The organism is Synechococcus sp. 'PEA 65AY6A-5F PE A', from assembly GCF_047462575.1.
GTDB lineage: Bacteria > Cyanobacteriota > Cyanobacteriia > Thermostichales > Thermostichaceae > Thermostichus.
The window spans coordinates 25,646-49,849 of sequence record NZ_JAOALE010000015.1; the positions used below are offsets into that span (position 1 = coordinate 25,646).

The window sequence follows — 24,204 nt, forward strand, 5'->3', positions numbered from 1 at the left end:
AAACAAAAGCTGATAAACAGCTAAAATCTAGCTCTAAAAATCTTTTGGACGGAATTTTGTCTGTCCAGCGATTTAGGAAACTCCTTTAACCTGTTTTAGACTTCCCTTAACTCTTCTTAACACTTCTCAGGAGGTGGATGGGCTGCCGATAATGGCCTTTGCCAGGCTTGTGGAGGAACGTGCTGTGAAGTTGGCAGTTTACGGAAAGGGTGGGATCGGCAAGTCCACCACCAGTTGCAACCTCTCGGTGGCTTTGGCCAAGCGGGGCAAAAAGGTTCTGCAGATCGGCTGTGATCCCAAGCACGACAGCACCTTCACCCTGACCGGCTTTTTGATCCCCACCATCATCGACACTCTGGAGGCCAAGGGCTACCACTACGAAGACATCTACCCGGAGGACGTGATCTACCGCGGCTATGGCGGCGTAGATTGCGTCGAGGCGGGCGGTCCACCGGCGGGGGCCGGCTGTGGCGGCTATGTGGTGGGGGAGACCGTCAAACTCCTGAAGGAGCTAAATGCTTTCGATGAATACGACGTCATTCTCTTCGACGTGCTGGGGGACGTGGTGTGCGGCGGCTTTGCTGCCCCCCTCAACTACGCCGACTACTGCGTGATCGTGACCGACAACGGCTTTGACGCCCTCTTTGCCGCCAATCGCATTGCCGCCTCGGTGCGGGAGAAGGCCAAAACCCGCAAGCTGCGGCTGGCCGGGTTGATCGGCAATCGCACCAGCAAGCGGGATCTCATCGACCAATACGTCTCGGCAGTGCCCATGCCCGTGCTCGAGGTGTTGCCACTGGTCGAGGACATTCGCATCTCGCGGGTGAAGGGCAAAACCCTCTTCGAGATGGCAGAGACGGATCCCAGCCTGGAGCCCGTCTGTCAGTACTACCTGAACATCGCCGACGAGCTGCTGGCCCGCCCGGAGGGGATCGTGCCCCGGCCTGCCGAGGATCGGGAGCTGTTTGCCCTGCTTTCGGACTTTTACAAAACCCCCGTGCGGGAGCCGGCGCTGGTGTAAGGGATCCCAAGCCTGCCAGCTTGCCGGTGTGTCTAAAAGTGAAGCAATTGTTTCGAAAAACCGTCGCAAACCTTATCAATTCGTTGTCTGGCCCGCTTTCCACTCCAAGATGGATTGTGCAGGAAATCCCTCTTGAGGACATGGCAGAGGAGTTGGATATGCAAGCACAAGCGCAACCCACCGTGGTGATTACCGGAGCTTCTTCCGGCGTCGGCCTGTATGCGGCTTTGGCTTTGGCCAAGCGGGGCTGGCACGTGGTGATGGCCTGTCGGGATCTGGACAAAGGCCGGCGGATGGCCCAGCAGGTGGGGATCCCCCAGGGCAGCTACACCTTGATGCCGATCGATCTGGCCAGCCTGGCCAGTGTGCGGCAATTTGTCGAGCAATTTCGCCAGTCGGGCCGCTCTCTGGATGCCCTGGTGTGCAACGCCGCCATCTACATGCCCTTGCTCAAGCAGCCCCTGCGCAGCCCGGAGGGCTATGAGCTGACCATGGCCACCAACCACCTGGGGCACTTCTTGCTCTGCCATTTGATGCTGGAGGATCTGAAGCGCTCCACTTACCCGGATCGGCGGCTGGTGATCTTGGGCACCGTCACCCACAACCCCAAGGAGCTGGGGGGCAAGATCCCGCCCCAACCCCACCTGGGGGATCTGCGGGGTTTTGCCCAGGGTTTCAAGGAGCCGATCAGCATGGCCGATGGCGGCAAGTTCGATCCCGTCAAGGCCTACAAAGACAGCAAAGTCTGCAACATCCTCACCATGCGGGAGCTGCACCGCCGCTTCCACGAGAGCACCGGCATCACCTTCCTCTCCCTCTACCCCGGCTGCGTGGCGGAAACAGGCCTCTTCCGCCATCACTATCCCCTGTTCCAAAAGCTCTTCCCCTGGTTTCAAAAAAACATCACCGGTGGCTATGTCTCCCAGGAGCTGGCCGGCGAGCGGGTGGCCCAGGTGGTGGCGGATCCCGAGTTTCGCCAGTCAGGGTTCTACTGGAGCTGGGGCAACCGGCAACGCAAGAATGCCAAGCCCTTTAACCAAGAAGTCTCGGACGAAGCAGGGGACGAGGCCAAGGCCAAGCTGCTCTGGGATCTGAGCGAAAAATTGGTGGGCGTGCCCCAGTTGGTCGCCCTCTAGCTTGACAAACCCTTTTCTAGGAGCCGACGATGACTGCTGCTGTGGATACTTCCAATACCCTCCACTTTCAATGCGAGACCGGCAACTACCACACCTTCTGCCCGATTAGTTGCGTGGCCTGGCTCTACCCCAAAATCGAAGACAGCTTCTTTTTGGTGATCGGCACCAAAACCTGTGGCTACTTTTTGCAAAATGCCATGGGGGTGATGATCTTCGCCGAGCCGCGCTATGCCATGGCCGAGCTGGAAGAGGGAGATATCAGCGCCAAGCTCAACGACTACGAGGAGCTGAAGCGGCTGTGCCTGCAAATCCAGCGGGATCGCAACCCCAGCGTCATCGTCTGGATCGGCACCTGCACCACCGAGATCATCAAAATGGATCTGGAGGGCCTGGCACAGAAGCTAGAGGCCGAGATCGGGATCCCGATTGTGGTGGCGCGGGCCAACGGCCTCGACTACGCCTTTACCCAGGGGGAAGACACGGTGTTGGCTTCCATGGCCCAGCGCTGCCCGGAGCAGGTGCAGGAAGAGGAGCGGGAGACGCGGGGCGGCCTGCAGGCCCTTTTCTACGGGCTGCGCTCCGGCAAAAAGAAAGAGGAAGAGGGCTTCCACCCCCACCCGCCGCTGGTCATCTTCGGCTCCGTGCCGGATCCGGTGGTTACCCAACTCACTCTGGAGCTGAAAAAATACGGGATCCGCGTCTCCGGCTGGCTGCCGGCCAAGCGCTACGGGGAGCTGCCGGCCATCGAGCCGGGCACCCATGTGGTGGGGGTGAATCCTTTCCTCAGCCGCACCGCCACCACGCTGGTGCGCCGCAAAAAGGCCAAGCTCATCCCTGCTCCTTTTCCCATCGGGCCAGATGGCACCCGCGCCTGGATCGAAGCCATTGCCCGCGAGCTGGGAATCCCGACTCCAGGCCTGGCAGAGCGGGAAGCGGAAGTGTGGCGCCACCCCCAAGTTCAAGAGTACCTGGGCCTGCTGCGGGGCAAGAGCGTCTTCTTCATGGGGGATAACCTGCTGGAGGTCTCCCTGGCCCGCTTCCTGGTGCGCTGCGGCATGACGGTGCAGGAAATCGGGATCCCTTACCTCGACAAGCGCTACCAAGCCGCCGAGCTGGCCCTCTTGGAGCGCACCTGCGAGGAGATGGGGGTGCCCAAGCCCACCCTGGTGGAGAAGCCGGATAACTACCACCAACTGCAGCGCATCAAAGCCCTGCAGCCGGATCTGGTGATCACGGGCATGGCCCACGCCAACCCCCTCGAGGCCCGCGGCATCACCACCAAATGGTCGGTGGAGTTTACCTTTGCCCCGATCCACGGCTTCGGCAACACCCAGGCGCTGCTGGAGTTGGTCACCCGCCCGCTGCGGCGCAACGCCGCCCTCAAAGGCTTGGGCTGGGAACAGTTGGTACGCGAAGAAGCTTCTGTCTAGCCCTCTGGCTCCTCGTTGTCGAAGAGCAAGCCGTCCAGGTGATCCGGAAGTTGCTGCCGGTCGATCCAGACCATGCCCGCCAAAATCGCCTCGGCCTCATTTTGGAAGTAGCCGTAGGCTTTGGCAGCAGGCTCCACTGAGCCATCCTGACGTAGCCGCTGGCAGCAAAAGATAAACCCCTTGTCGGTAGTTTGGGTGGTGATGCGCCAGTTGCGGTGGATGTGCTCGGCCATGGTCGGGGATCCCAATGCAGCAAGGGAGCTCCCTCACCCCCAACCCCTCTCTCAAGGGGAGAGGGGAGAAAAACCCTAGAGCGTGCGCAGCACCTCTCGCGCTGCCTCTAGGGTTCTCTCCACATCGGCCTCGGTGTGGGCCAGGGAAGTGAAGCCGGCCTCAAATTGCGAGGGCGCCAGATACACCCCCCGCTCCAGCATGCCGCGGTGGAAGCGGGCAAACTTCTGCAAATCCGAGCGCTTGGCCTCCTCGTAGTTGCGCACCGGGCCGGCGGTGAAGAAGAAGCCGAACATGCCGGGCAAATAGCCCCCGCACATCTCATGACCGGTCTCTTGTGCAATCTGCAGCAGCCCCGTCGCCAACTGCTCGGTAATCCGCTCCAGATACTCATAGGTACCGGGTCGGCGCAAGATGTCCAGAGTGTGGATCCCGGCCGTCATGGCCAGGGGGTTGCCGGAGAGGGTGCCCGCCTGGTACATGGGCCCCGCCGGCGCCACCATCTCCATAATCTCCCGCCGACCGCCGTAGGCCCCCACCGGCAGGCCGCCGCCGATCACCTTGCCCAGGGTGGTCAAATCGGGGATGACGCCAAACTTGGCCTGCACGCCGCCGTAGCTGATGCGAAAGCCGGTCATCACCTCGTCAAACACCAGCAGGGCGCCATACTTTTGCGTCAGCTCCCGCAAACCCTCCAAAAAGCCCGGCTGCGGCGGAATGAAGCCGGCATTGCCCACCACCGGCTCCAGGATCACGCCGGCAATGGAGTCGGGATACTGCTCAAACAGAGCCTTGACTGCCTCTAGGTCGTTGTAGGGGGCGGTCAGCGTGGCACTGGTGGCAGCCTTGGGCACCCCCGGCGAATCTGGCAGGCCCAGCGTGGCTACCCCCGAGCCGGCCTTGACCAAAAACATGTCCGCATGGCCGTGGTAGCAGCCCTCGAACTTGATCACCTTTTCCCGCCCGGTGTAGGCCCGCATCAGGCGCAGCGCCGCCATGCAGGCTTCGGTGCCGGAGTTGACAAAGCGCACCATCTCCACGCTGGGCACCGCCTCGATCACCCGCTCGGCCAGCTCGTTTTCCAAAACGCAAGGGGCGCCAAAGCTGGTGCCTTTCTCCAGGGCCCGCCGCAACGCCTCGATCACCTCGGGGTGGGCGTGGCCGACAATCGCCGGCCCCCAACTGCCGATGTAGTCGATGTACTGGTTGCCATCCACATCCCAGGCGTAGGCGCCGGCAACGCGGTCGAAGACGACGGGATCCCCGCCCACCGACTTAAAGGCACGCACCGGAGAGCTGACGCCCCCCGGCATAAGCTGCTGCGCCCGTGCAAAGATCTGCCTGGAGCGGCTGGTGTTAAACGAGCGAGTGGGGAGAGTGCTGGTCATACTGGGAGCTGTTCAACGCATCTTCTAGGCTAGCAGGCAAGGAGACCTGCTGGTGGACTGCTGCCCTCTCTTTTGGTTTTAGTTACTTGGGCTTCCTTCTGGGGGATCCACCCACCGCCCATCGGCTTTGATGAGCTCGATCAGCGCCTGGACGCCCTCCGACTCGGGCACCTTCTTCACCTCCTCCTTTCCGCGGTAGAGGGAGATGTAGCCGGGGGTTTTCCCCACATAGCCGTAGTCGGCGTCGGCCATTTCCCCCGGCCCGTTGACGATGCAGCCCATGACGGCAATGTCGAGGCCCACCAGGTGCTGGGTTGCGGCCCGCACCTTCTGCAGTACTTCCTCCAAGTTGAAGAGGGTGCGGCCACAGGAGGGGCAGGCCACATATTCCACCATGGTTTTGCGCAGGTTGAGGGCCTGCAAGATGCCGTAGGCCACCGGGATCTCTTTTTCCGGGGCTTCGGTTAGGGAAACCCGAATGGTGTCACCGATCCCCTCGGCCAGAAGCGTCCCGATCCCCACTGCCGATTTGATGCGGCCATATTCTCCATCGCCGGCCTCGGTCACCCCCAAGTGGAAGGGGTAGTTCAGGCCCAAGGCATCGAAGCGGCGGGCCGCCAGCCGGTAGGCCGCCAACATCACCTGCGGACGGGAAGCTTTGAAGGAAAGAACTACGTTGTGGAAGTCTTGCTCGGCGCAAATCTCGGCATATTCTAGGGCCGACTCCACCATGCCCTCTGGAGTGTCTCCATACATGAAGAGCATGCGCTCGGCCAGGGATCCGTGGTTGACGCCGATGCGCAGGGCTTTGTTCTGAGCTTTGAGGGTCTGCACCAGGGGGGTGAAGGTTTCGCGGATCTTATTGCGGATGGCCTCCAGTTCGGCTTGGGTGTACTCGGTGCGACCGGGCTGCGGCTTTTCCAGGACGAACAGACCCGGGTTGATGCGCACCTTGTCCACGTATTGGGCGACCTCCAGGGCGATCTTGATGCCGTTGTGGTGGACATCGGCCACCAGCGGCACCGGCTTGTAGGTTTGGATCAGCTTGCTCCGAATCGCCTCCATCGCCTTGGCATGGGCCATGCTGGGAACGGTAACCCGCACGATCTCCGAGCCCGCCTCGTGCAGACGACGGATGGCCGCCACCGCCGCATCGATGTCGAGAGTGTCTTCGTTGATCATGGACTGCACCACCACCGGGTGCTGGCTGCCGATCAACACGTTGCCTACGGCTACGGTGCGGGTAGGACGACGGGGGTAGACCGGTTCTGGGTAGGGCTGCTGAGAGGGCGCGTTGGGCCGATCTAGAGTCTGCATGGCTTGCTAAAAAAGGGCTGCTCTAGCTTGATTGTAGGCCGAAATGCCAGCAAGACCGAGGATCTCCCCGCTTGGCCCACAGCTCCGACCCCCCGGCTTTGGCTAAAAAGCGCGGCACAGGTCTAGGGGTAGAAGGCGCAAACGAGCTGACTTCTCGGACAAATGGCGCAATAAAGAAAAGTCAAGCCAATCAACTGCCCCAGGGGAGCAGGATCACTCTCGATGAAGCCGTCCTAGCCGCACAAGCCGCACAATTTGCTAGAAACTAGGGTGTCGGTACTCCCTTTGTCAAGCTGGGCAAACTCCCCTGCCATTCTTGCCAGGGGGACGGTGGCTTTGAAGCAAGCCCGCCTGCCTTGGACGGCAACAGGGTGTCAAAGCAAAACACCCTGAGTTCCAAGATGAGCCGTATGCACCTGGGAGCTCTAGAGGGAGAGAGAGCAATCCCCGGTTAGCGGTATAACCTCGGTCTCAAAGGTTTCTAGAGAAATCCCTCCGCACGAGCAGGCAGCGTTTCGGCTAGGGCCGATAAGCAGGAATTAAAATGCTCCCCTTGGGCTGGCGCGAGGGCGTCCTTTGCGGCCAAGTCTGAGGTGGAGGCAAGCCGCCCCTGAAAACGGCACTCAAGGGCCTAGGGGAACTGTCTACAGGGAAAGAGGCAACTGCCGGCGCTGAGGGTGCTCTTGGAGCCGCTCAGCGTCTGTCCTAGCGGAGAAGACAGGGCTTCAGCCATCCGATTCCGTGGGCTGATCCCTGAGGAGGTGGCTGCGAATAAAGTCTTTGGGCGTCACGCTTTCCACAAACTTATGGAAGGCCTCCCGCTCTGCCTCGTCGGCATCTTGGTTCATCGGGATCGAAGCTTCCGCAATCACCTCTTCTACGGTCCAGATGGGGGCATGGGCCCGCAAGGCAAGGGCAATGGCATCGCTGGGGCGGCAGTCGATCTCCTGCTTTTTATCGCCGCAGACTGTAACAAGCACTGCATAGAAGGTGTTGTCCAGCAGCGCGTGGATGATAACCCGCTCCAGCTTGATCCCCCAAGCTTTCCAGGAGTTCAGAATAAGGTCGTGGGTCATGGGGCGGAGGGGCTTTTGGTCGTCCAGCGCCTGCAGAATGGCGTTGGCCTCCGCTCTTCCTACCCAGATGGGTAGGGCACGCCGCTCATGGGTATCGCGCAAGATGACAATGGGAGCCTGGTTGACAGCGTCGACCGCGATCCCAGCCACATGCATCTCGATCATGAGCACTCGCCTCCAGCCTTCAGACCTCGATCGTATCCACTGGTAGCAAACTTTGGCAACACAGCATGGGCTCGGTTCGTACATCACTTGAAGTGGCCCTCATCGGTGGCACCAGCGAAAGCCGCAGCTTGGCCCACGTCCTCAGCCATGAGGGGATCCCTTGGATAGCCACCGTCACCACCGAGGGCGGAAGAAGGCTGTATCGGGATCTGCCCGGCCAGGTGGTGGTGACGCGATTTTCGCCGCCATCTTTGGCACAATTCCTACAGGAACACGGGATCCGCGTGCTGGTAGATGCTTCCCATCCCTTCGCCCAGGAGATCTCGCAACTGGCCATGCAGGTGACCGCCCAACTGGGGATCCCCTACCTGCGCTACGAGCGCCCCCCGGTGGCGTTGGATCCCTGGGTACAGGTGGCGCCGGACTGGCAGGCGGTGCTCACGGATGGCGTACTGGCGGGGCGGCGGGTGCTGCTGACGGTGGGGGTGAAGGCATTGCCCCTGTTTGGGCCCTGGCAGGATCGCTGCCAACTGTGGGCGCGGGTGCTGCCGGAGTCGGTTCCCCAAGCGGTGCAAGCCGGGATCCCTGCCGAGCGGGTGATCGGAATGCGCCTGCCCCTCAGCTTTGAGCAGGAACTGCGGCTTTGGCAGAGTCTAGATCCTCAGGTAGTCATCAGCAAGGAGTCTGGAGAAGCGGGTGGGCTGGCCGTCAAGCAGGCAGTGGCCAAAACCCTGGGGATCCCGCTGTGGGTCATCCGGCGGCCACCCTTGCGCTATCCCTGGTGCAGCCAGGATTTGACAGCGGTGGTGCAGGAGTGCAAGCGCCGACTGGCCGGAGCTCACGCTCAAACAAATCAAAACGGCTCCTTGGCGGGCAGGTCAGCCTCCCGGTCTTGACGGGATCCCAGGAGTTCGAGGCGATCTACGGCAATGACGGGTCTTTGGCGATCCTCACCGGTGGATTTGTCTTTCCAGCGATCGAACTTGAGGCTGCCGGTTACCCCAATGAGGCTGCCCTTGCGCACATATTCTCCGGCCACCTCGGCGGTGCGCCCCCACAGCTCTAGGTTGAACCAATCGGGCTTGTCTTCGCCTTTGCGGAAGCGGTTCACCGCCAAGCTAAAGGTACACACCACCCTGCCCGACTCAAAGTAGCGCACCTCCGGATCCATGCCGGCTCGCCCCACCAAGGTCACCAAGTTCAGGCTCATGGGCTTTTCTCCAGACAGTCTGCAGCTTTCAGCCTTTAGTTGTAGCGCTTGCAAGGGATCCCTGTCATCTTGGCAACGACAGTCTCAGCCGATCCCGTCAGCGGGCCGTAGGCCTTGCGGATCTGAGCTGGGGGAGAGTCTTCAGGATATCTCCCGATTCTCCTGCGGGGATCTCGGTTGATCGGGAAGAAGAATCTTTGCTCTCATGGACTGGGTGGTTGCAGGGGGGGCGCTGATCGTGTTGCAAAGATTTACAATATCAGAGGCTCCAGAGCACCTGCCGGCCTAGGCCCCTGATCCCGACAGACAGATTGCCACCGGCCAGCAAGAAGGGCTCATCACTGCAAGAGGACGCATTCAGCACCAGTTCCTATGGAATTCATCTACGCATACGCCTGGTTGATCCCCGTTTATCCGTTGGTGGCGGCTTTTTTACTCGGCTTGGGCATTTTGCTGTTCAATGCCTGGACAAGGGCCAACCGCTCTCTGGCCGCCTTCTTGAGCGTGTTTGCGACGGGAACGGCGATGGTTCACGCCTTTGCCCTCTTGGCCGGCCAAGTGCAGGGCCATGAGACCGTTCTCAAAACCCTCACCTGGGCTCAGGCGGGCTCCTTCTCCCTGGACATGGGCTTTGTGGTGGATCACTTGAGCGCCATGATGCTGGTGGTGGTAACCACGGTGGCCTTTCTGGTGCAGATCTACTCCGACGGCTACATGGCCCACGACCCTGGCTATGTGCGTTTCTACGCCTACCTGAGCCTGTTTGCCTCCTCGATGCTGGGCCTGGTGGTCAGCCCCAACCTGGTGCAAATCTATGTCTTCTGGGAGCTGGTGGGGATGTGCTCCTACCTGCTGATTGGCTTTTGGTACGAGCGGCAGGCAGCGGCGGAGGCAGCCCAGAAGGCGTTTGTCGTCAACCGGGTGGGGGACTTTGGGCTGTTGCTGGGCATTTTGGGCTTCTACTGGATTTCCGGCACGTTTGGGTTCGAGGAGCTGGCTCGCAATGTGGAGCAGATGGTGGCCAACGGCGCGGTGAGCAGCAGCTTGGTTGCCCTGTTTGCGGTGTTGGTGTTCTTGGGCCCGGTGGCCAAGTCGGCCCAGTTCCCGCTGCACGTGTGGCTGCCGGATGCCATGGAAGGCCCCACGCCCATTTCGGCCCTCATCCACGCAGCCACGATGGTGGCCGCCGGGGTGTTCCTGTTGGCGCGCATGTTCCCGCTGCTGGAAGGGATCCCACCAGTCATGGACCTCATCGCCTGGACAGGGGCGGGCACGGCCTTTTTGGGGGCCAGCATTGCCATCACCCAAAACGACATCAAAAAGGGCCTGGCCTACTCCACCATTTCCCAGCTGGGCTACATGGTCATGGCCATGGGATCCGGTGCCTATGGGGCAAGCTTGTTCCACCTGATGACCCACGCCTACTTCAAGGCGCTGCTCTTCTTGGGCTCTGGCTCTGTAATTCATGGCATGGAGGCGGTGGTGGGCCACGACCCGGTCTTGGCCCAGGACATGCGCCTGATGGGAGGGCTGCGCAAGTTCATGCCCGTTACGGCCTTCACGTTTTTGATCGGCACGCTGGCCATCTGTGGGATCCCGCCCTTTGCCGGCTTTTGGTCTAAAGATGAGATTTTGGCCGCGGTTTTTGAGCGCAACCCGGCCCTCTGGGGGGTGGGCTTCCTCACGGCGGGGATCACCGCCTTCTACATGTTCCGCATCTACTTCCTCACCTTTGAAGGGGAGTTTCGCGGCACCAACCTGAAGCTGCGGCAGGAGGTGGCCGTCAGCCAAGGCCGACCGGTGCCGGCTTTTGCCTACGCGTTTGCCGGGAAAGAGGCGGCCTATGGTCCCGGAGCCATGAACATTTACGAAAAGCCCCAGCCCAGCAGCCATCCCGAAGCTGGGGGAGAGGGACACGAAGGGCATGGCCACGCTGCCGAGCCGCATGAATCTCCGGCATCGATGACGATTCCGCTGGTGGCGCTGGCCGTTCCTTCCGTGCTGATCGGCTTGGTGGGCACTCCCTTTGCCAACTTCTTCGAGGCTTTCATCCATGCGCCTGGTGAGTCTGCAGCAGAAACTGGTTGGGCCCAGGTGGCCGCCGAGTGGCAAGCGGTGCTGGCCGGCCACTTCGATTGGGCAGAGTTTCTGATCATGGCGGGCAGCTCGGTGGGCATTGGGCTGATCGGCATTGCCCTGGCGGGTCTTATCTACTGGCAAAAACGTATTGATCCCAGCACCTTCCCCCAAAGTCTGCAACCCCTGTACTACTTCTCCCTCAACAAGTGGTACATTGACGACCTCTACGAGCGGGTCTTTGTGCGGGGCACCCGCTTTGTGGCGCGGGAGGCCTTGGAGGTGGACAGCCGCATTGTGGATGGGGTGGTCAACTTGACGGGCCTGGCGACCATGGTCGGCGGCGAAGTGATGAAATATCTGGAGAACGGCAAGGCGCAGTTTTACGCTTTGATCATCTTTGCGGCGGTGGTGGTGATGGTGGTGCTTTCTGGGGTTGGGGTCTAGCCCAGGAGCTCGGTTGCTGCTGATCAAGGTTTTGCCATCAGCAGTAAACTAACCGGCTCCGACCGCCCCCCTCAATCCCCTCGTATACGGGGGGCAGGGGGGCCGGGGGGCAAGTCTTCCAAGGCAATAGGACTGTTGGTTGCCTGCGCCCTACAAACAATCGCTTTGGAGAGGCAGTGATTCACCCAAGCCTGAGAGCGTCTCTCCCTGCCAGACAGCCGCTGAGCGACCGAAGTACACGCGCCCTTGTCATTCGACTCTCCGCACAACACCGGAGCGCACCCTGCATTGCACAGTTTCTCGGATGCCACCCCGCCACTGTCCTCAACGACCTCAAGCGAGGGCAACAGCGTTGCTGCGATGGGCTTGCGGACGGCAAAGCACTTGGCGCTCCCCCAAAAGTTACCCCTGGGGTGAAGGCTTACCTTGTCACCCTGCCTGCCGAAAACTGCATCTAGGCAGCCACGCAACTGCAAGTGCATCTCTTCACACTCACCCGACACTTGAAGCAGCTCTACGGCGCCGCTGTTGAGGCCCAGATCCTGGGGCAGTTGCGCCAGCAGCTCGACTCGGCTGCTGCAAGGGAGGAGGCGGCTCTATGCCGAAGCTGTAGCCCACCTGGCGCACAGTGTGAATGAGGCGGGGTTGGTGCGGATCGCGCTCCAGTTTCTTGCGCAGGGAGAGGATGTGGGTATCGATGGTGCGGGGGTTGGCGGTGGAATCGGGCCAAGCCCGCTCCAGCAGCTCCTGCCGCGAGAGAGGATCCCCATCGGCCTGGATCAGCACCATCAGCAAGCTAAACTCCTGCGGGGTGAGGTCGATGCCTTGGCCGGCCAGGGTGACGCGCCGCTGCACCAGGTCGATTTTCAGATCCCCATACTGCAGGAAGGTGGGGGGAAGGCTGCGCCGCAGCCGACGGGTCAGGGCCTGAATGTGAGCATCCAGAAGGGGCAGACTAAGGGGCTTGGTGAGGTAGTCGTCTGCGCCTGCCTTCAGCCAAGCGATGATGTCGGCTTCCGCTCCCTGTTGGGAGAGGAGCAAGATCAACACATCGCAATGGCGATGCGCCCACCGGCATAGTTGGAGTCCGGCACGGCTGGACAGCTCCGCATCCAAAATTAAGAGGTGGACAGGCTGCTGTTGCAGCAGGGTTTTGGCTTGGCGAATGGTCTCCGCTTCCCAAACCCGGTGCCGTGCCTGTTGCAGATGCCAACCCAGCAAGCTGCGCAGATGAGGGTTGCCTTCTGCCAGCAAGATGTGCAAAGGTTGCATGGCTACTAGGTTGGATCCCGCCCTCATCATAGACAGCGGGCCACCTTCGGACAATGTTGTTCGCCCGCTACCGGTTGGACAGCCCTCTATCCAGACCATGGCCGATTCTCCATCCCCTATCTCCGAACGTAAGCAGGATCACCTGGACATTGTTTTGCGGCAGGACGTAAACGCCAGAGGGATCCGCACCGGATTTGAGCGGTTTTTCTTCGAGCACGTGGCGCTGCCGGAGCTGCTGCTGCCCGAGATCGATCTCAGTTGCCAGTTTCTGGGAAAACGCCTGCAGGCCCCTCTGCTGATTAGCAGCATGACCGGGGGGACAGACACTGCCCGGGAGCTAAACCTGTACCTGGCGGCTGCCGCTCAAGAGCTGGGCATTGCCATGGGGGTGGGATCCCAGCGGGCAGCTTTAGAACACCCGGAGCTGGCCCAGACTTACCAGGTGCGCCCAGTGGCTCCGGATATTCTGCTTTTGGCCAACCTGGGCGCTGTGCAGCTCAACTACGGCTATGGCCTGGAGCAGGCGCGACGGGCAGTGGAGATGATCGAGGCAGATGCGCTGATTTTGCACCTCAACCCGCTGCAGGAGGCGGTTCAGCCCCAGGGGGATCCCGACTGGCGCAACCTCTATCGCCGCATCGAGCAGTTGGTGAACCAGTTGCCGGTGCCGGTGCTGGTCAAGGAAGTGGGCAATGGCCTCAGCGCCCAAGTAGCCCGGCGGCTGGCCGAGTGTGGCGTGGCCGCCCTAGATGTGGCTGGGGCAGGGGGGACGAGCTGGAGCGAGGTGGAAGCCCATCGCCAGACCGATCCCCTCCAGAAACGCATTGCCCACAGCTTCCGGGACTGGGGGATCCCAACCGCCTTGGCCCTGCTGGAAATCCGCCGCTTCCTGCCCAACCTGCCCCTGGTGGCCAGCGGCGGCATCCGCACCGGCATCGATGCAGCCAAAGCCATCCGCTTAGGGGCCGATGTGGTCGGCATGGCCGCTCCCGCTCTCCACGCCGTCTCCCGAGGGCGGGCCCAGGCGGTGGTGGACAGCTTCCGAGCCGTGATCGAGGAGCTGAGGATCGCCGCTTTTTGCACCGGATCGGCCAACTTGGCGCAGCTACGGCAAGCGGCTTTGCGCTGGCAAGATACCTGGGATCCGCTGCCTCCTATCATGGAAAGGGGTTGAAATCAAATTCCCAACACCTGCCACAGGCTCACCTCCAACCCCAGGACGGCCGCCCCTGCCGCACTTGCTTGCAGCTCACAGGCTACGGCGTCGGGCCTCGGGGCGATAGTTCTCCGCAAGGAGACCCCCTCTTTCCCTGGCAAAAAAGTGCCTCTGGAAAGGCTTGGCAAAGGATATCTCCAGCCTCAGGCTTTGAAACGCCGTCTGCGAGGCCTGGGCGGTCTTGGGATCCCTTAGCTGGGGGCTGCCCCAGGAAGCCTTTAGGGAAAGTGCAACTGTCGGCTAATGCGCACCATAGGCCCCAGGCCCAATCGGGTCGGGTTGAGCGCCTGCATCTCAAACAGGGCCAGAATGTGGCGTACCTGCAGCTCTGGCCGGTTGGAATTTACCCCCATCGCCACCACCAGGCCACAATAGCCGCCCGTCTCGCGGCAACGCCGCTCCCAGCGCCTGCGAGCTTTGGCGTGCACGGGATCGTCCTCGGGAAACTCTGCAAACAGGTGCAGGTCGCGGTTGCCCGTTTGGACAATTTCCAAGTCGTAGCGGCTGCCGGCAAAGGGATCCACCCCTGTGTTAAAACAAACACCCTGGGGCCCCCCTTCGCCGCGCAGGTTTTCGATCAATTGCTTGGCCTTGGGGCGGGAGGTGCGCACGATCACCACCGGCAGCCCTTCACCCCTTGGCACCAGCTTACTCTGGGGGAGAGGATGCCATTGCCCTGTGCGGCGCAGCGCCTCTACGGTGGCCCAGGGCAGCACGCCCAGGCTAAGCTGCGCACCCTCAGGCACCAGATCATCTCGCAGCAGGGTTTGGGTGTGCTCTTCTTCGTCTCCTTCTAGCTCCAGAAGTTCTACAGCCAAGTCGGGCAAGGTGCGCACTTGCACCGAGAGGGTTTCCCCTGGGGCCTGGGGGTTGGGAATGCGATACCGCCCCTGACAGGGTTGGAAATCCTCTTCCAGCTTGCGGCGGTACTGCTTCAAAAAACGATGCAAGGCCTCCAAAGCCACCGCCACAGCCGCCGCCTCATCTTCCTGCAAAACAACGCGCAGGCCCTCGAGAGGGTGGATGGTGCCGAAGTTCGGCTCGATTTCTTCGGGATCCAGATCGGCCAAGTCCAGGTCTGATAGCTCGTTGAGTTCGGGATTGCGAGCTTGAAAGGTGAGATAGAGACAATCTTGCCTGAGGAAGGCTTCCTCCATCTCCTCGGAAGTCTCTGGTTGGCCCGCGTCCTGGCGAAACCGTTTGAGGGAGTGCAGCGAGCGATAAAAAAGAACCCCGTACTCCATCCCCAGCCGCCCCATGACCGAGACGTAGAGGGTTTCAATATCCCAGCGATTTAGCTCGATCGCCAAGATTTGGTGATCCTCTAGATAGTCCCAGGGGGCATCTTGCCAGAGGGTGAGGGCTTTGCCGGCCAGCAGCTTCGCGTAGTTCTCCGGCAGCGGCGGCGGGATCCCCTCACTGGCCTCTGCAAAGCTCTGCAGGATCTCGTCGATTAGCGGCAATTCCGGCTGGCATTCCACTTTGATGTCCAGCTCGTGCAAAATGCCGCGCAGGAAAAACTGCACCTCCCGATCCCGCACGACGACCTTTTGCGGACGAGCCGGCAAGGCAGCATTGGGCCGCTCCATAGCCATGATCAAGGTTCGCACCATCGGCTCCAAGCCGGAGCCAGCAGGCACCACCTCCATGGCCCGCACCACGCCCTGAACGCCATCCACCCATAAAATGCACTCCCCCTCAGCCAAGCCGGCGGAGATCTGGGATCCCAGGGCTAGCGAACCTGGTAGGCGGTGGCAATCCCCTTCCCATACCGAGGACACCTGGGGCAGCTTTTGCAATCGACGAACTGTAGCGGCTGGCAGACCCGACATAGACATCTAGAGCAAACAAAGGAACAAATTGGCAGATACCCTGCGCGGGGATCTGAGGGGGTGAGGATGAAGGATCCCCCTGAAGTCAATCTAACCAAACTGCCAGAGTCAAAGCTGAGTGACTGAGCCGCCTGCCAAGCTGATGGTCAGACTCGAACTGACGACCGCTCGATTACAAGTCGAGTGCTCTACCAACTGAGCTACATCAGCAATTTAGCTCTACCGATTCTAGCATTCTCTCTTGGGAAGTTGTCCCCCAGCCGCTGGCTTGCTTCGGGGGGCAAGAGGCGGGGGATGCTTTCTTGACCCAGAGGCCCACCCCCCTCCCAGAGGGAGAGGGGAAGGGAGCTTAGCCTCAACTTGGCAGGACGGCTACTGCTGCTCCGCTGCCGGTTGGGCAATGGGGGCCAAGTAGATCACCAAGGCTCCTGCGAGAAAGCCCAGGATGTTGCGCACCAGCGGGAGCCAATCCTGGGTGCGGGTGATCACCGGGCCGATGCCGAAGGCCCCAAACAAAATGAACCACAAGGGAGAGATAAGCAAAGCCCAACGCCAGTTAAACAGCTCCTCCGCGTGGCGGGGTTTGCCGGCAAACCCGAAGACGATCCCGCCCAAGATAGAGGTGAGCAGCGTCAGGATCCACTGCTCCTGCGGCAGTCCGGGCACCACACGGCAGCCCCCTTGGTGAAAACAGCGATCCAAAACGTCAACGGTTTCCAAAATGGCGCGCTGAGTGCCGTGCTCTCGCACGTAGAACTGGTTGCCGAAGCGAGATTGCAGCTCAATCCAAAAGGTACGCGGCAGGATCTCCCGCACCGCGTCTCCCACGTTAAAGGCCAGCAAGTTGCCTCCCCTGGGATCGGCCACCATCAAAACGCTGCGCTCGTTCAGGCCCCAGTACTCTTTCACTTGGCGGCCTGGGGTTTGGTCAAACTGGGTCAGCACCCGCAGCTTCCAGCCCGTTTCTTCCTCCAACCGGTTCAGATGCTCGGCCAGTTGTGCTTCCTGATTGCTGGTCAACTGATCCGCCAAATCCAAAACCGGCACCGGCGGCTGCGGCAACTCCATCTCCACCACTGGCAAAGCAGGCTGGGCCCAGAGCGGGGATCCCCCACCTAGCCAAATCCACAGCCCCAGGCAAAAGCTTGCCCCGACGCGCAGTATCCGTTGCCATCCGATGCTCATGCTGGTTCCTCTCTTGGCTGTGATGACGAGATACTGAGAACTGGTGTTAAGAAGTATTTCAAGTTCTTACAGATCCATCATGCATCGGGACAAATCGTTTGGCCAGAGGGATCCCTTTTTCTGGGTTTTCTGAGTGGCCCCCGAAAAAGTTGGCAACAGGAACAGGCTCGTGACGCAGCGTGCTGATTTTCTGGTCAATTGCCCATCCAGAGGGCATACTGGTGGCAACAATTTTGGATCCCGAGGGCGTGCATGATGAACTTCAGACGCTGGTTGGGTCTCTGCTGCGCTGGCCTGATGGCACTGCTGCTGACGGCCTGCGGCAAGGGATCCACCCCCTACGACAGCATCGTGGTCAACTTTGTCAACACGGCCACTCCCACTGAGATCGCTGCTCTTGCCAAAGCCTACAATTTGCCGCTGCGACCCAGCAGCAACAGCGCTTTTGCCCGCCAGGAGGCTATCTACCTGTTCGATGTGGATGCGGAACATCCAGGAGCCACACGGCGGCTCATCAAACGGCTCTCGCGGGAAGCCCTGGTCGAGTATGCCCACCCCAATTACCAATTTCAGGCGGCTTTTGTGCCCGACGATCCCCTCTATCCCCAGCAATGGAACCTGCGAGCCATCCGCATGCCGGAAGCCTGGGACATTTCCCAGGGAGAAGGGGTGACGGTAGCCGTGGTGGACACCGGGGTGACGCGGGTGCCGGATCTGGCCCAAACGCAATTTGTGCAGGGCTACGACTTCGTGGACGACGATGAGGATCCCACCGACCTCAACGGCCATGGCACTCATGTGGCCGGCACCATCGCCCAATCCACCAACAACACCCTAGGCGTGGCCGGGGTTGCCTTCAAGGCCAAGATCATGCCGGTGCGGGTGCTGGATGCCAATGGTTTTGGATCCCTGTCAGACGTGGTGGAAGGGATCCGCTATGCTGCCGACCACGGCGCCACGATCATCAACCTCAGCCTGGGTAGCCGCGCTTCGGCCCGACTGATGGAGGAGGCCGTAGCCTATGCCCACAGCAAAGGGGTGACGATCATCGCCGCCGCCGGCAACGAAAACTCAAGCCAGGTGAGCTACCCGGCCCGCTACCCGCATGTCATCGCCGTCTCGGCCACCGGGCCCGATGGCAGCAAAGCCCCCTACTCCAACTATGGGGTTGGGGTAGATATCGCCGCTCCCGGCGGGGCCAAGACTCCCGAGCATCCTGAGCACGGCATTCTGCAGCAGACCATCAACCGACGCAACCCCAACGAGCCGGTCTTTGCCTACTTCCAAGGCACCAGCATGGCCACTCCCCACGTGGCCGGCGTAGCAGCGCTGATCCAGGCTCAGGGCATCAAAGATCCGGACAAGGTGGAAGAGGTGCTGAAGATGTCGGCCACCCCGGTGCCCGGCGACAAGCAGAACTTCTACGGCGCCGGTCGTCTGGATGCTGCCAAGGCGCTGGCCAGGGCCACCGGTCAGCAAGAGGAGAACCCCCTGCTGCTGTGGCTGAAGGACTTCCTGCAATACCTGAACAACAACGGCTACCTCAACCCTCGCTTCTGGTTTGACGGCGGCCCGATTGCCCTGGTGCCCAAGCTGCTGATGGTGGTGGGCGGCTACATCATCCTGGTGCTGATCCGCTGGTGGCTGGCTCCCAAGCCCATGCTGGCAACGGCGCCCCTCCTGGGAGGGATCCTGCTGGGCAGCGCCGGCCTCTTCCCGCTGCAGGGCCTGGCCATTGTGGGTGCCCCTCGCTGGCCCTTCCAGTTGGCGGGGAGCTCCCTGCCGGAGCTGGGCACGGCCTTAGCCCAGACCAATGCCTTGAACCCCTTGTTTGCCAGCGTGTTGATCCCAGGGCTGTTGATGGTGCTGCTCCTGGGACATCGGCGCTGGCGTTGGGCGGTTGTCGGCCTCTCCATCGGCATGGCCTCCCATCTGCTTCTAGCTGGATCCCTGTTCTATGAGGGGGTACTATGGCTTGGATCCTCTGCTTGGCTGGGGCGCTCCTTCTTGCTTCTCAATGGTTTGCTCTGCCTGGGCCTGGCCTATTTGGGGGCGCAAGCCATCCTGGATTCCCAGCCCAGCAGCACCGGTTTAGCGCTGAGGAAGTGATGCAAGAATACAGCGGTACCATCGAGTTCCTGGATATCGAAGGGGGGGTGTGGGTGCTGACGCTCCCTTCCGGCCAGCACTACGCCCTCTTCCGCGCCCCCAAAGAGCTCTTACAAGAGGGGTTGGAAGTCACCATCCAGGGACAGCTCAAAGAAGATATGGTGACGGTGGCTCAGGTGGGGCCGGTCTTGGAGGTGAAGAGCTTCCGGACGCAGCCCTAGCTAACCCGATAAACAGCCTGGGATCCCCGCCTGGGGATCCCGATTTTTTTAGAGAGCTTGCTGCGGCTGCAAGGCAGCACCCGCCTTGATTGAAAGCTTGACTAAAACTCGAACCGTTGCATCCCTGCCGTTACCGGATCGAAACCGGCGGGGAAGCAGGTGTTGTGGTTGTACTGGGCTCCGCTTAAATTGGCTCCCTCCAAACAGGCTCCCTCCAGGTCGGCATAGCGCAGATCGGCACAGCGCAAGTCGGCATTGGCCAGATTGCTGCCGCGCAGGTTGGCATAGCGCAGGTTGGCCCCATGCAAGTCAGACCCGCGCAGGTCGGCCCGGCGCAGATCGACCCCCCGCAAGAAGGCGTACTCCAGACAAGATTGGGGAAAGTGACGCTCTCCTTGCCGGTAACGGCTGAGCAGCTCTGAGGCCCCCCGCAGCCCACATTGGGCAATGGTTTGAGTCATAATGCTTCTCCCAACTCAGACCCGATCCTTATATCTCCATCATCTCTACCCTTATTGGCCTGAATGGGTTTTGATCAAAGTTGCTTAACAAATAATTTTGGTTTTTTGGCAAGTTGTTCCCCCCAAGTCTTGCCTACAAGATCTATCCTCAGAGATAGCGGAAACTGCTCCAAACTTAGCTTTGCCAAGCAATATTTCTTAATTCTTTGTTGTGAAGGATGCTGAACAATTGGTCTTGTCTGCGGAGCCGCTCGCCCACTGCAAACTCTGCTAGGCATCTTGGTCCCAAGGGCTGGACATAATCAATCCAGCCGTCGCCTTCCCTTCTCTGCGGTTGGTCAAGCGCCCCATGGCTACAGCTTGCTAGGGCCCAGGGCCCGCTGTAAGCCACTTGCAGGAGTAGAGTCTAGTCGGCTCGAAACTGCGGAGCGAAGAAGTTCTTAATTTTTTTGTTCAAACTGTTCATCCTAGAGCACCATGCCGAAACGGAAGCGAATTGGGATCCTCACCAGCGGTGGCGATTGTGGCGGCCTCAACGCCGTCATCCGGGCGGTGGTGCGGCGGGCCCGCGACTATGACATGGAGGTTTACGGCATCAAAAACGCGACCGCAGGTCTGATGGCGCGACCGGTGGAAGCGGAGCTGCTGGACGTGAAGCGGGTTTCGGGCATTTTGCGCTATGGCGGCACCATTCTGGGTACGGTGAACAGGGGCAACCCCTTCGCCTATCCCATGCCCGATGGCAGCTTGGTGGATCGCTCGGCAGAGGTGATCACGGGTTACCACCGGCTGGGGTTGGATGCGCTCATTGGGGTGGGGGGAGATGGCAGCCTGGCCATTCTCCGGCAGCTAGCTTTGCAGGGGGATTGGAACTTTGTCGGGATCCCTAAGACCATCGACAACGATGTCGGCGCCACCGAGTATTCCGTGGGATTCAATACGGCTCTGAGCGTGGCGGTGCAGGCTCTGGATCAGCTCACCTACACGGCCATCAGCCACAGCCGCGTCATGGTCATGGAGGTGATGGGGCGGGATGCCGGTCACATTGCCCTCAGCGCTGGCATCGCCGGGGGGGCGCATGTGATCCTGATCCCGGAGATCCCCTACAAGCTGGAAAACGTCTGCAAAAGAATCCTCGACCGCAAAGAGCGGGGCAACAATTTCAGCATTGTGGTGGTGGCGGAGGCTGTTCGCACCGAGTCGGGAGAGCCGGTGACCTACACCAACAGCCTGGGGCAGTCTCTCTACGGCGGTATTGGCTATTACATCGGCAACGAGATCGCGCTGCGCACCGGCATCGAGACGCGGGTGATGGTTTTGGGCCATCTGCAGCGGGGAGGCACCCCTTCTCCTTTGGATCGTCTGCTGGGGGCAGCTTTTGGGGTGGCGGCTGTGGACTTGATCGCCCAGGGCAAGTACGACCGCATGGTGGCCTGGCAAAATCGGCGCGTGGTGGATGTGCCCCTGGCAGAGGCCATCGCCCAGTACCGGCGGGTGGAGGTGGATGGGGCTTTGATCGCCACGGCTATCGGGCTGAATACCTATGTGGGCGAGGTGGATCCGCAGCTTTTGCGCAGGTTTTCCCCCTGATCAAGCTCTGCCACCACCGATTCACCCCAGTCAGGAGTCGGGCTCTTGTGCGGTCGAAAGGGCCTTGCCCTCCCATCGGCCGACAGAGCGGCAGAAGGTTCTGGAAGAACAGCGGGATCCCATGGCCCGGCGAGCCGTCCCCAGCTATCGGGATGCGGGGTCTAGGTGCCGAGAACGGCCTGCAGAGCCCCCACATCGCAGTAGTACACCTGGTGCGGGTGGGTATATCCCTTGAGCTGAACCGCCTGCTGCGCAAAGCAGGTAGCTGCCTGTCCCAGTTGTTGCGCCAAGCAGGTATAGGTGTCGTGGCTGATGGCCAAGTCGGCGTTGAGGGTGCGGGTAACACTCTCGATGCGAAAGGCCAAATTGACCGTATCGCCCAGGGCGGTGTATTCCTGGCGGGTGTTGTTGCCCACCTGGCGAACAATGGCCGAGCCGGTGTTGACGCCCGCCCCCAGGCGCAGGGGAGAAGGCAGCGGAAACTCGCCGTTCAGTTGCTCGGTCATCTGAAACAGCTTCACCATGGCCCGCAAAACCGACTTCACGTCGAGCTCGATCCCCACTTGTTCAGCTTGTAAGGGATCCTCATTGGCCTGGGGCGCATGAAACCAGACGGCCATGATCGCGTCGCCGATGTACTTATCGACAGTGCCGCCGTACTGCTGAATGATATCTCCGCCGCGCCGGAACCAATCGCCCATCACCTGGGAGAGGAGGCGCTCGTCCAGTTGCTGGGTCAGTTGTCCGTAGCCGCGCACATCCACCACGGCCACCGAGATCAGCCAGCGGGTTTGCAAAACCAGGGTGTCCGACAGTTTGGCCGCAGGACTGGGTTCTGGGCTGGCCAGGGATCCGCTGTGGAACTCGAGCTGGGATTGTCCGAGGGTGAGGTGATCTCCATCTTGCAGCAGGGTGGGAATGCTGACGCGGCGATTGTTGACGAACGAGCCGTTGCGGCTGCCCAGATCGATGAGATAGATGCTGTTGTTGTCCAGGTATTGCAGCAGGGCATGTTGGCGGGAAACGCTGGGATCGGTCAGGACGATGGCGTTGTCTTCATCGCGGCCCAGCGTCCAAGCGGTCGCTCCGGCGAGAATGTACTTCCTCTGGCTGCCGTCCGGCTCTCTCAGGATCACATAGGGGGCGGTGGTGGCGGCAGGTTCGCCTGGGACGCTCATGGTAGAACGAGAGGTAGATGCGACCACACTCTAATACGATACTCCTCTTCTCCTCGGTTGAACTGCGGCTGGGCTGGGCTTGGCGGGGGGCTGGGCCTGCCAGTATCATTTTGTGTAGATACATTAAGGCCATATGGTGGATCCCTCCCATCCCATCCCCCCTGAGCAGCAGCCGCTCCGGCAATACGCAGAGCTGAGGGAAGCCTTTCCTTTTTCCTGGCCTGCTTTGGGGTGGATCCCTTACTTAAAACGAATCTTTGGGGTTTGGGGAGCTGTTGTGCTGGCGGTTTCGCCGCTGGTCTGGGGCAGCTTTGCCGGGGATTGGGGCCACTTCGTCTCTGGGTCTGTGCTGGGGGCCAATGCCTTGCTCAGCCTGGTGTTGCTCCACCTCTACTTGGGATGGGCCTATGTGCGGCGGCGCTTGGTGCAGGCGCGGATCCCCTATGAAGAAAGTGGCTGGTACGATGGGGCGATCTACGCGAAATCGGACGAGGAGCTGGCGCAGCATCGGCTGATCGTCCACTATCAAATCGACCCTGTGTTGCAGCGCCTGCGACGTAGCTTGTGGGCTGTGGCCGGCCTGAGCGGGCTCATGGCTTTGCTTTGGCCCCTCTGGTAGAGATTGTCGGGCGGTGGTTAATCAGCTGTTGTTCGGGATCCCAAGCGGTGCACGTAACTTCTGACCTGGCTCAAACCTTGCGACCCACCGCCGTTGCCATCGGGAACTTCGATGGCTTGCACCTGGGCCATCAGAAAGTGCTGCAGCCCATTCGCGACTCCCTGCAGGGGGTGCGCACGGTTCTCACCTTTCATCCTCACCCCCAAGAAGTATTGACGGGGCGCAGGCAACTGTTGCTCACTCCCCCTGCCGAAAAGCTGGCTCTGCTGGCGCAGATGGGTTTTGAGCAGGTGGTGTTGCTCCCCTTCACTCCTGCCTTTGCCCGCCAGCCGCCCCAAGAGTTTATCCAAACAGTACTGGAACAGGGCTTGCGCGTTCGCCATCTCAGCGTCGGCTGGGATTTCTGCTTTGGCCACCGTCGCTCGGGCAATGCCCAAACTCTCCAGGCTTGGGGATCCGAGCGCTGCATTCCGGTGGAGGTGATCCCGGAGGCGCAACTGAAGGGGGAGCGGGTGAGCAGCTCTCGCATTCGCGCTGCCCTGGCTACGGGGGAGGTGGCAGCGGCAACGGAGCTCTTGGGCCGTCCCTACCGGCTGATCGGAGAGGTGGTGCCAGGGGATCGGCGAGGCCGAGAGCTGGGTTTTCCCACCGCCAATCTGCGCCTGCCGCCGGAGAAGTTTTTGCCCCGCGACGGGGTGTACAGCGTTTGGGTGAATGTGCCTGCTGAGGCGGCAGCCCTGCCTGGGGTGATGAACATTGGCCATCGGCCCACGTTTGCCGGGCTGCAGCACACCGTTGAGGTGCATCTGCTGGATTGGACAGGCGATCTCTACGGGCAAGAGGTGCAGGTGGCGCTGCAAGGCTTTATCCGCCCAGAGCGGCGGTTTCCCAGTGTGGCAGACTTAATCCAGCAGATCCGGCAGGATTGCCAAACGGCCCGCCAACAATTGGGCTTGGCCGAGCAAGTTGGCCTAGTCTAGAGGCCCTCCCCCTCGGCCCCTCTCCCAATCCCAAAAGGAGAGGG

General features: G+C 61.0%; 21 protein-coding genes and 1 tRNA gene. 11 read left to right on the forward strand and 11 right to left on the reverse strand.

Going from position 1 to position 24,204, the window contains the following annotated elements; genetic code table 11:
- Positions 1–184: 184 nt before the first annotated feature.
- The 3 genes from bchL (at position 185) to GG26_RS06880 (ending at position 3,587) form a co-directional block, all read left to right on the forward strand.
- On the forward strand, positions 185–1,021 hold the full coding sequence (gene bchL / locus GG26_RS06870; protein ID WP_041439195.1) for a ferredoxin:protochlorophyllide reductase (ATP-dependent) iron-sulfur ATP-binding protein: 837 nt from the start codon (positions 185–187) through the stop codon (positions 1,019–1,021).
- A gap of 158 nt (positions 1,022–1,179) precedes the next feature.
- Positions 1,180–2,157, forward strand: a complete 978-nt coding sequence (locus GG26_RS06875; RefSeq protein ID WP_011431182.1) for a protochlorophyllide reductase — start codon at positions 1,180–1,182, stop codon at positions 2,155–2,157.
- A gap of 29 nt (positions 2,158–2,186) precedes the next feature.
- Positions 2,187–3,587 carry a ferredoxin:protochlorophyllide reductase (ATP-dependent) subunit N gene (locus GG26_RS06880; protein WP_011431183.1) on the forward strand — a complete coding sequence of 467 codons (1,401 nt, stop codon included), beginning with the start codon at positions 2,187–2,189 and terminating at the stop codon, positions 3,585–3,587.
- On the opposite strand, the gene GG26_RS06885 is transcribed toward GG26_RS06880, so the two are convergent.
- From GG26_RS06885 to GG26_RS06900, 4 genes are all read right to left on the reverse strand, one after another.
- Positions 3,584–3,820, reverse strand: a complete 237-nt coding sequence (locus GG26_RS06885) for a hypothetical protein (protein ID WP_011431184.1) — start codon at positions 3,818–3,820, stop codon at positions 3,584–3,586. The genes GG26_RS06880 and GG26_RS06885 overlap by 4 nt on opposite strands.
- 75 nt (positions 3,821–3,895) lie before the next feature.
- Positions 3,896–5,206, reverse strand: coding sequence for a glutamate-1-semialdehyde 2,1-aminomutase (hemL, locus tag GG26_RS06890; protein WP_011431185.1), 1,311 nt, complete (start codon positions 5,204–5,206; stop codon positions 3,896–3,898).
- 78 nt (positions 5,207–5,284) lie between these two features.
- Positions 5,285–6,523 carry a (E)-4-hydroxy-3-methylbut-2-enyl-diphosphate synthase gene (ispG, locus tag GG26_RS06895; protein WP_011431186.1) on the reverse strand — a complete coding sequence of 413 codons (1,239 nt, stop codon included), beginning with the start codon at positions 6,521–6,523 and terminating at the stop codon, positions 5,285–5,287.
- 725 nt (positions 6,524–7,248) lie between these two features.
- Entirely contained in the window at positions 7,249–7,764 is a 516-nt protein-coding gene (locus GG26_RS06900) for a bifunctional nuclease family protein (RefSeq protein WP_041438544.1), read from the reverse strand.
- A 65-nt stretch (positions 7,765–7,829) separates the two neighbouring features.
- Between GG26_RS06900 and GG26_RS06905 the strand changes: the two genes are divergently transcribed.
- On the forward strand, positions 7,830–8,660 hold the full coding sequence (locus GG26_RS06905) for a cobalt-precorrin-6A reductase (RefSeq protein WP_414389581.1): 831 nt from the start codon (positions 7,830–7,832) through the stop codon (positions 8,658–8,660).
- Here the strand turns inward: GG26_RS06905 and GG26_RS06910 are convergent.
- Positions 8,618–8,974: a single-stranded DNA-binding protein gene (locus tag GG26_RS06910; protein ID WP_414389583.1), complete on the reverse strand. Its 357-nt coding sequence runs from the start codon at positions 8,972–8,974 to the stop codon at positions 8,618–8,620. The two genes, GG26_RS06905 and GG26_RS06910, sit on opposite strands and share 43 nt — an antisense overlap.
- A gap of 372 nt (positions 8,975–9,346) precedes the next feature.
- On the opposite strand from GG26_RS06910, the gene GG26_RS06915 reads away from it, so the two are divergent.
- Positions 9,347–11,497 (forward strand): NAD(P)H-quinone oxidoreductase subunit 5, encoded by a 2,151-nt coding sequence (locus tag GG26_RS06915; protein ID WP_099812848.1) that lies wholly within the window; start codon positions 9,347–9,349, stop codon positions 11,495–11,497.
- Positions 11,498–11,989: 492 nt separating this feature from the next.
- Here the strand turns inward: GG26_RS06915 and GG26_RS06920 are convergent, their stop codons facing one another.
- Positions 11,990–12,769, reverse strand: coding sequence for a response regulator transcription factor (locus GG26_RS06920; RefSeq protein WP_099812846.1), 780 nt, complete (start codon positions 12,767–12,769; stop codon positions 11,990–11,992).
- A gap of 97 nt (positions 12,770–12,866) precedes the next feature.
- Here GG26_RS06920 and fni point away from each other — a divergent pair, with 97 nt between their 5' ends.
- Entirely contained in the window at positions 12,867–13,943 is a 1,077-nt protein-coding gene (fni, locus tag GG26_RS06925) for a type 2 isopentenyl-diphosphate Delta-isomerase (RefSeq protein ID WP_041438548.1), read from the forward strand.
- Positions 13,944–14,203: 260 nt separating this feature from the next.
- Here the strand turns inward: fni and GG26_RS06930 are convergent, their stop codons facing one another.
- The 3 genes from GG26_RS06930 to GG26_RS06940 form a co-directional block, all read right to left on the reverse strand.
- Complete coding sequence (locus GG26_RS06930) at positions 14,204–15,817, reverse strand: DUF6930 domain-containing protein (protein WP_011431195.1); 1,614 nt, start codon at positions 15,815–15,817, stop codon at positions 14,204–14,206.
- A gap of 137 nt (positions 15,818–15,954) precedes the next feature.
- Positions 15,955–16,027, reverse strand: a tRNA-Thr gene (locus GG26_RS06935).
- Between the two features lie 162 nt (positions 16,028–16,189).
- Positions 16,190–16,885, reverse strand: coding sequence for a TPM domain-containing protein (locus GG26_RS06940; protein ID WP_011431197.1), 696 nt, complete (start codon positions 16,883–16,885; stop codon positions 16,190–16,192).
- 369 nt (positions 16,886–17,254) lie between these two features.
- Between GG26_RS06940 and GG26_RS06945 the strand changes: the two genes are divergently transcribed.
- Together GG26_RS06945 and GG26_RS06950 are read left to right on the forward strand one after the other, a co-directional pair.
- A complete protein-coding gene (locus tag GG26_RS06945) occupies positions 17,255–19,111 on the forward strand; it encodes a S8 family serine peptidase (protein ID WP_011431199.1) in 1,857 nt (618 codons plus the stop codon).
- Positions 19,111–19,332, forward strand: a complete 222-nt coding sequence (locus GG26_RS06950) for a hypothetical protein (protein ID WP_011431200.1) — start codon at positions 19,111–19,113, stop codon at positions 19,330–19,332. The genes GG26_RS06945 and GG26_RS06950 overlap by 1 nt, the downstream gene beginning before the upstream one ends.
- Before the next feature lie 101 nt (positions 19,333–19,433).
- On the opposite strand, the gene GG26_RS06955 is transcribed toward GG26_RS06950, so the two are convergent.
- On the reverse strand, positions 19,434–19,793 hold the full coding sequence (locus tag GG26_RS06955) for a pentapeptide repeat-containing protein (protein WP_011431201.1): 360 nt from the start codon (positions 19,791–19,793) through the stop codon (positions 19,434–19,436).
- 477 nt (positions 19,794–20,270) lie between these two features.
- On the opposite strand from GG26_RS06955, the gene GG26_RS06960 reads away from it, so the two are divergent.
- A complete protein-coding gene (locus GG26_RS06960) occupies positions 20,271–21,383 on the forward strand; it encodes an ATP-dependent 6-phosphofructokinase (RefSeq protein WP_099812844.1) in 1,113 nt (370 codons plus the stop codon).
- A gap of 161 nt (positions 21,384–21,544) precedes the next feature.
- Here GG26_RS06960 and GG26_RS06965 read toward each other — a convergent pair whose 3' ends face one another.
- Positions 21,545–22,561 carry an adenylate/guanylate cyclase domain-containing protein gene (locus GG26_RS06965; RefSeq protein ID WP_011431202.1) on the reverse strand — a complete coding sequence of 339 codons (1,017 nt, stop codon included), beginning with the start codon at positions 22,559–22,561 and terminating at the stop codon, positions 21,545–21,547.
- 133 nt (positions 22,562–22,694) lie between these two features.
- Here GG26_RS06965 and GG26_RS06970 point away from each other — a divergent pair, with 133 nt between their 5' ends.
- Together GG26_RS06970 and GG26_RS06975 are read left to right on the forward strand one after the other, a co-directional pair.
- Positions 22,695–23,180 (forward strand): CGLD27 family protein, encoded by a 486-nt coding sequence (locus GG26_RS06970; protein ID WP_414389588.1) that lies wholly within the window; start codon positions 22,695–22,697, stop codon positions 23,178–23,180.
- 47 nt (positions 23,181–23,227) lie between these two features.
- Positions 23,228–24,160 (forward strand): bifunctional riboflavin kinase/FAD synthetase, encoded by a 933-nt coding sequence (locus GG26_RS06975; protein WP_011431204.1) that lies wholly within the window; start codon positions 23,228–23,230, stop codon positions 24,158–24,160.
- Positions 24,161–24,204 lie beyond the last annotated feature (44 nt).

Coding starts and splice junctions, on each gene's coding strand:
- GG26_RS06950 (WP_011431200.1), top strand. CDS start 19,111: ATGCAAGAATACAGCGGTACCATCGAGTTCCTGGATATCGAAGGGGGG.
- GG26_RS06955 (WP_011431201.1), bottom strand. CDS start 19,793: ATGACTCAAACCATTGCCCAATGTGGGCTGCGGGGGGCCTCAGAGCTG.
- GG26_RS06915 (WP_099812848.1), top strand. CDS start 9,347: ATGGAATTCATCTACGCATACGCCTGGTTGATCCCCGTTTATCCGTTG.
- GG26_RS06905 (WP_414389581.1), top strand. CDS start 7,830: ATGGGCTCGGTTCGTACATCACTTGAAGTGGCCCTCATCGGTGGCACC.
- GG26_RS06940 (WP_011431197.1), bottom strand. CDS start 16,885: ATGGAGTTGCCGCAGCCGCCGGTGCCGGTTTTGGATTTGGCGGATCAG.
- GG26_RS06875 (WP_011431182.1), top strand. CDS start 1,180: ATGCAAGCACAAGCGCAACCCACCGTGGTGATTACCGGAGCTTCTTCC.
- GG26_RS06920 (WP_099812846.1), bottom strand. CDS start 12,769: ATGCAACCTTTGCACATCTTGCTGGCAGAAGGCAACCCTCATCTGCGC.
- GG26_RS06945 (WP_011431199.1), top strand. CDS start 17,255: ATGATGAACTTCAGACGCTGGTTGGGTCTCTGCTGCGCTGGCCTGATG.
- GG26_RS06970 (WP_414389588.1), top strand. CDS start 22,695: ATGGTGGATCCCTCCCATCCCATCCCCCCTGAGCAGCAGCCGCTCCGG.
- GG26_RS06880 (WP_011431183.1), top strand. CDS start 2,187: ATGACTGCTGCTGTGGATACTTCCAATACCCTCCACTTTCAATGCGAG.
- hemL (WP_011431185.1), bottom strand. CDS start 5,206: ATGACCAGCACTCTCCCCACTCGCTCGTTTAACACCAGCCGCTCCAGG.
- GG26_RS06885 (WP_011431184.1), bottom strand. CDS start 3,820: ATGGCCGAGCACATCCACCGCAACTGGCGCATCACCACCCAAACTACC.
- GG26_RS06960 (WP_099812844.1), top strand. CDS start 20,271: ATGCCGAAACGGAAGCGAATTGGGATCCTCACCAGCGGTGGCGATTGT.
- ispG (WP_011431186.1), bottom strand. CDS start 6,523: ATGCAGACTCTAGATCGGCCCAACGCGCCCTCTCAGCAGCCCTACCCA.
- fni (WP_041438548.1), top strand. CDS start 12,867: ATGGCCGATTCTCCATCCCCTATCTCCGAACGTAAGCAGGATCACCTG.
- GG26_RS06910 (WP_414389583.1), bottom strand. CDS start 8,974: ATGAGCCTGAACTTGGTGACCTTGGTGGGGCGAGCCGGCATGGATCCG.
- GG26_RS06965 (WP_011431202.1), bottom strand. CDS start 22,561: ATGAGCGTCCCAGGCGAACCTGCCGCCACCACCGCCCCCTATGTGATC.
- GG26_RS06930 (WP_011431195.1), bottom strand. CDS start 15,817: ATGTCGGGTCTGCCAGCCGCTACAGTTCGTCGATTGCAAAAGCTGCCC.
- GG26_RS06900 (WP_041438544.1), bottom strand. CDS start 7,764: ATGATCGAGATGCATGTGGCTGGGATCGCGGTCGACGCTGTCAACCAG.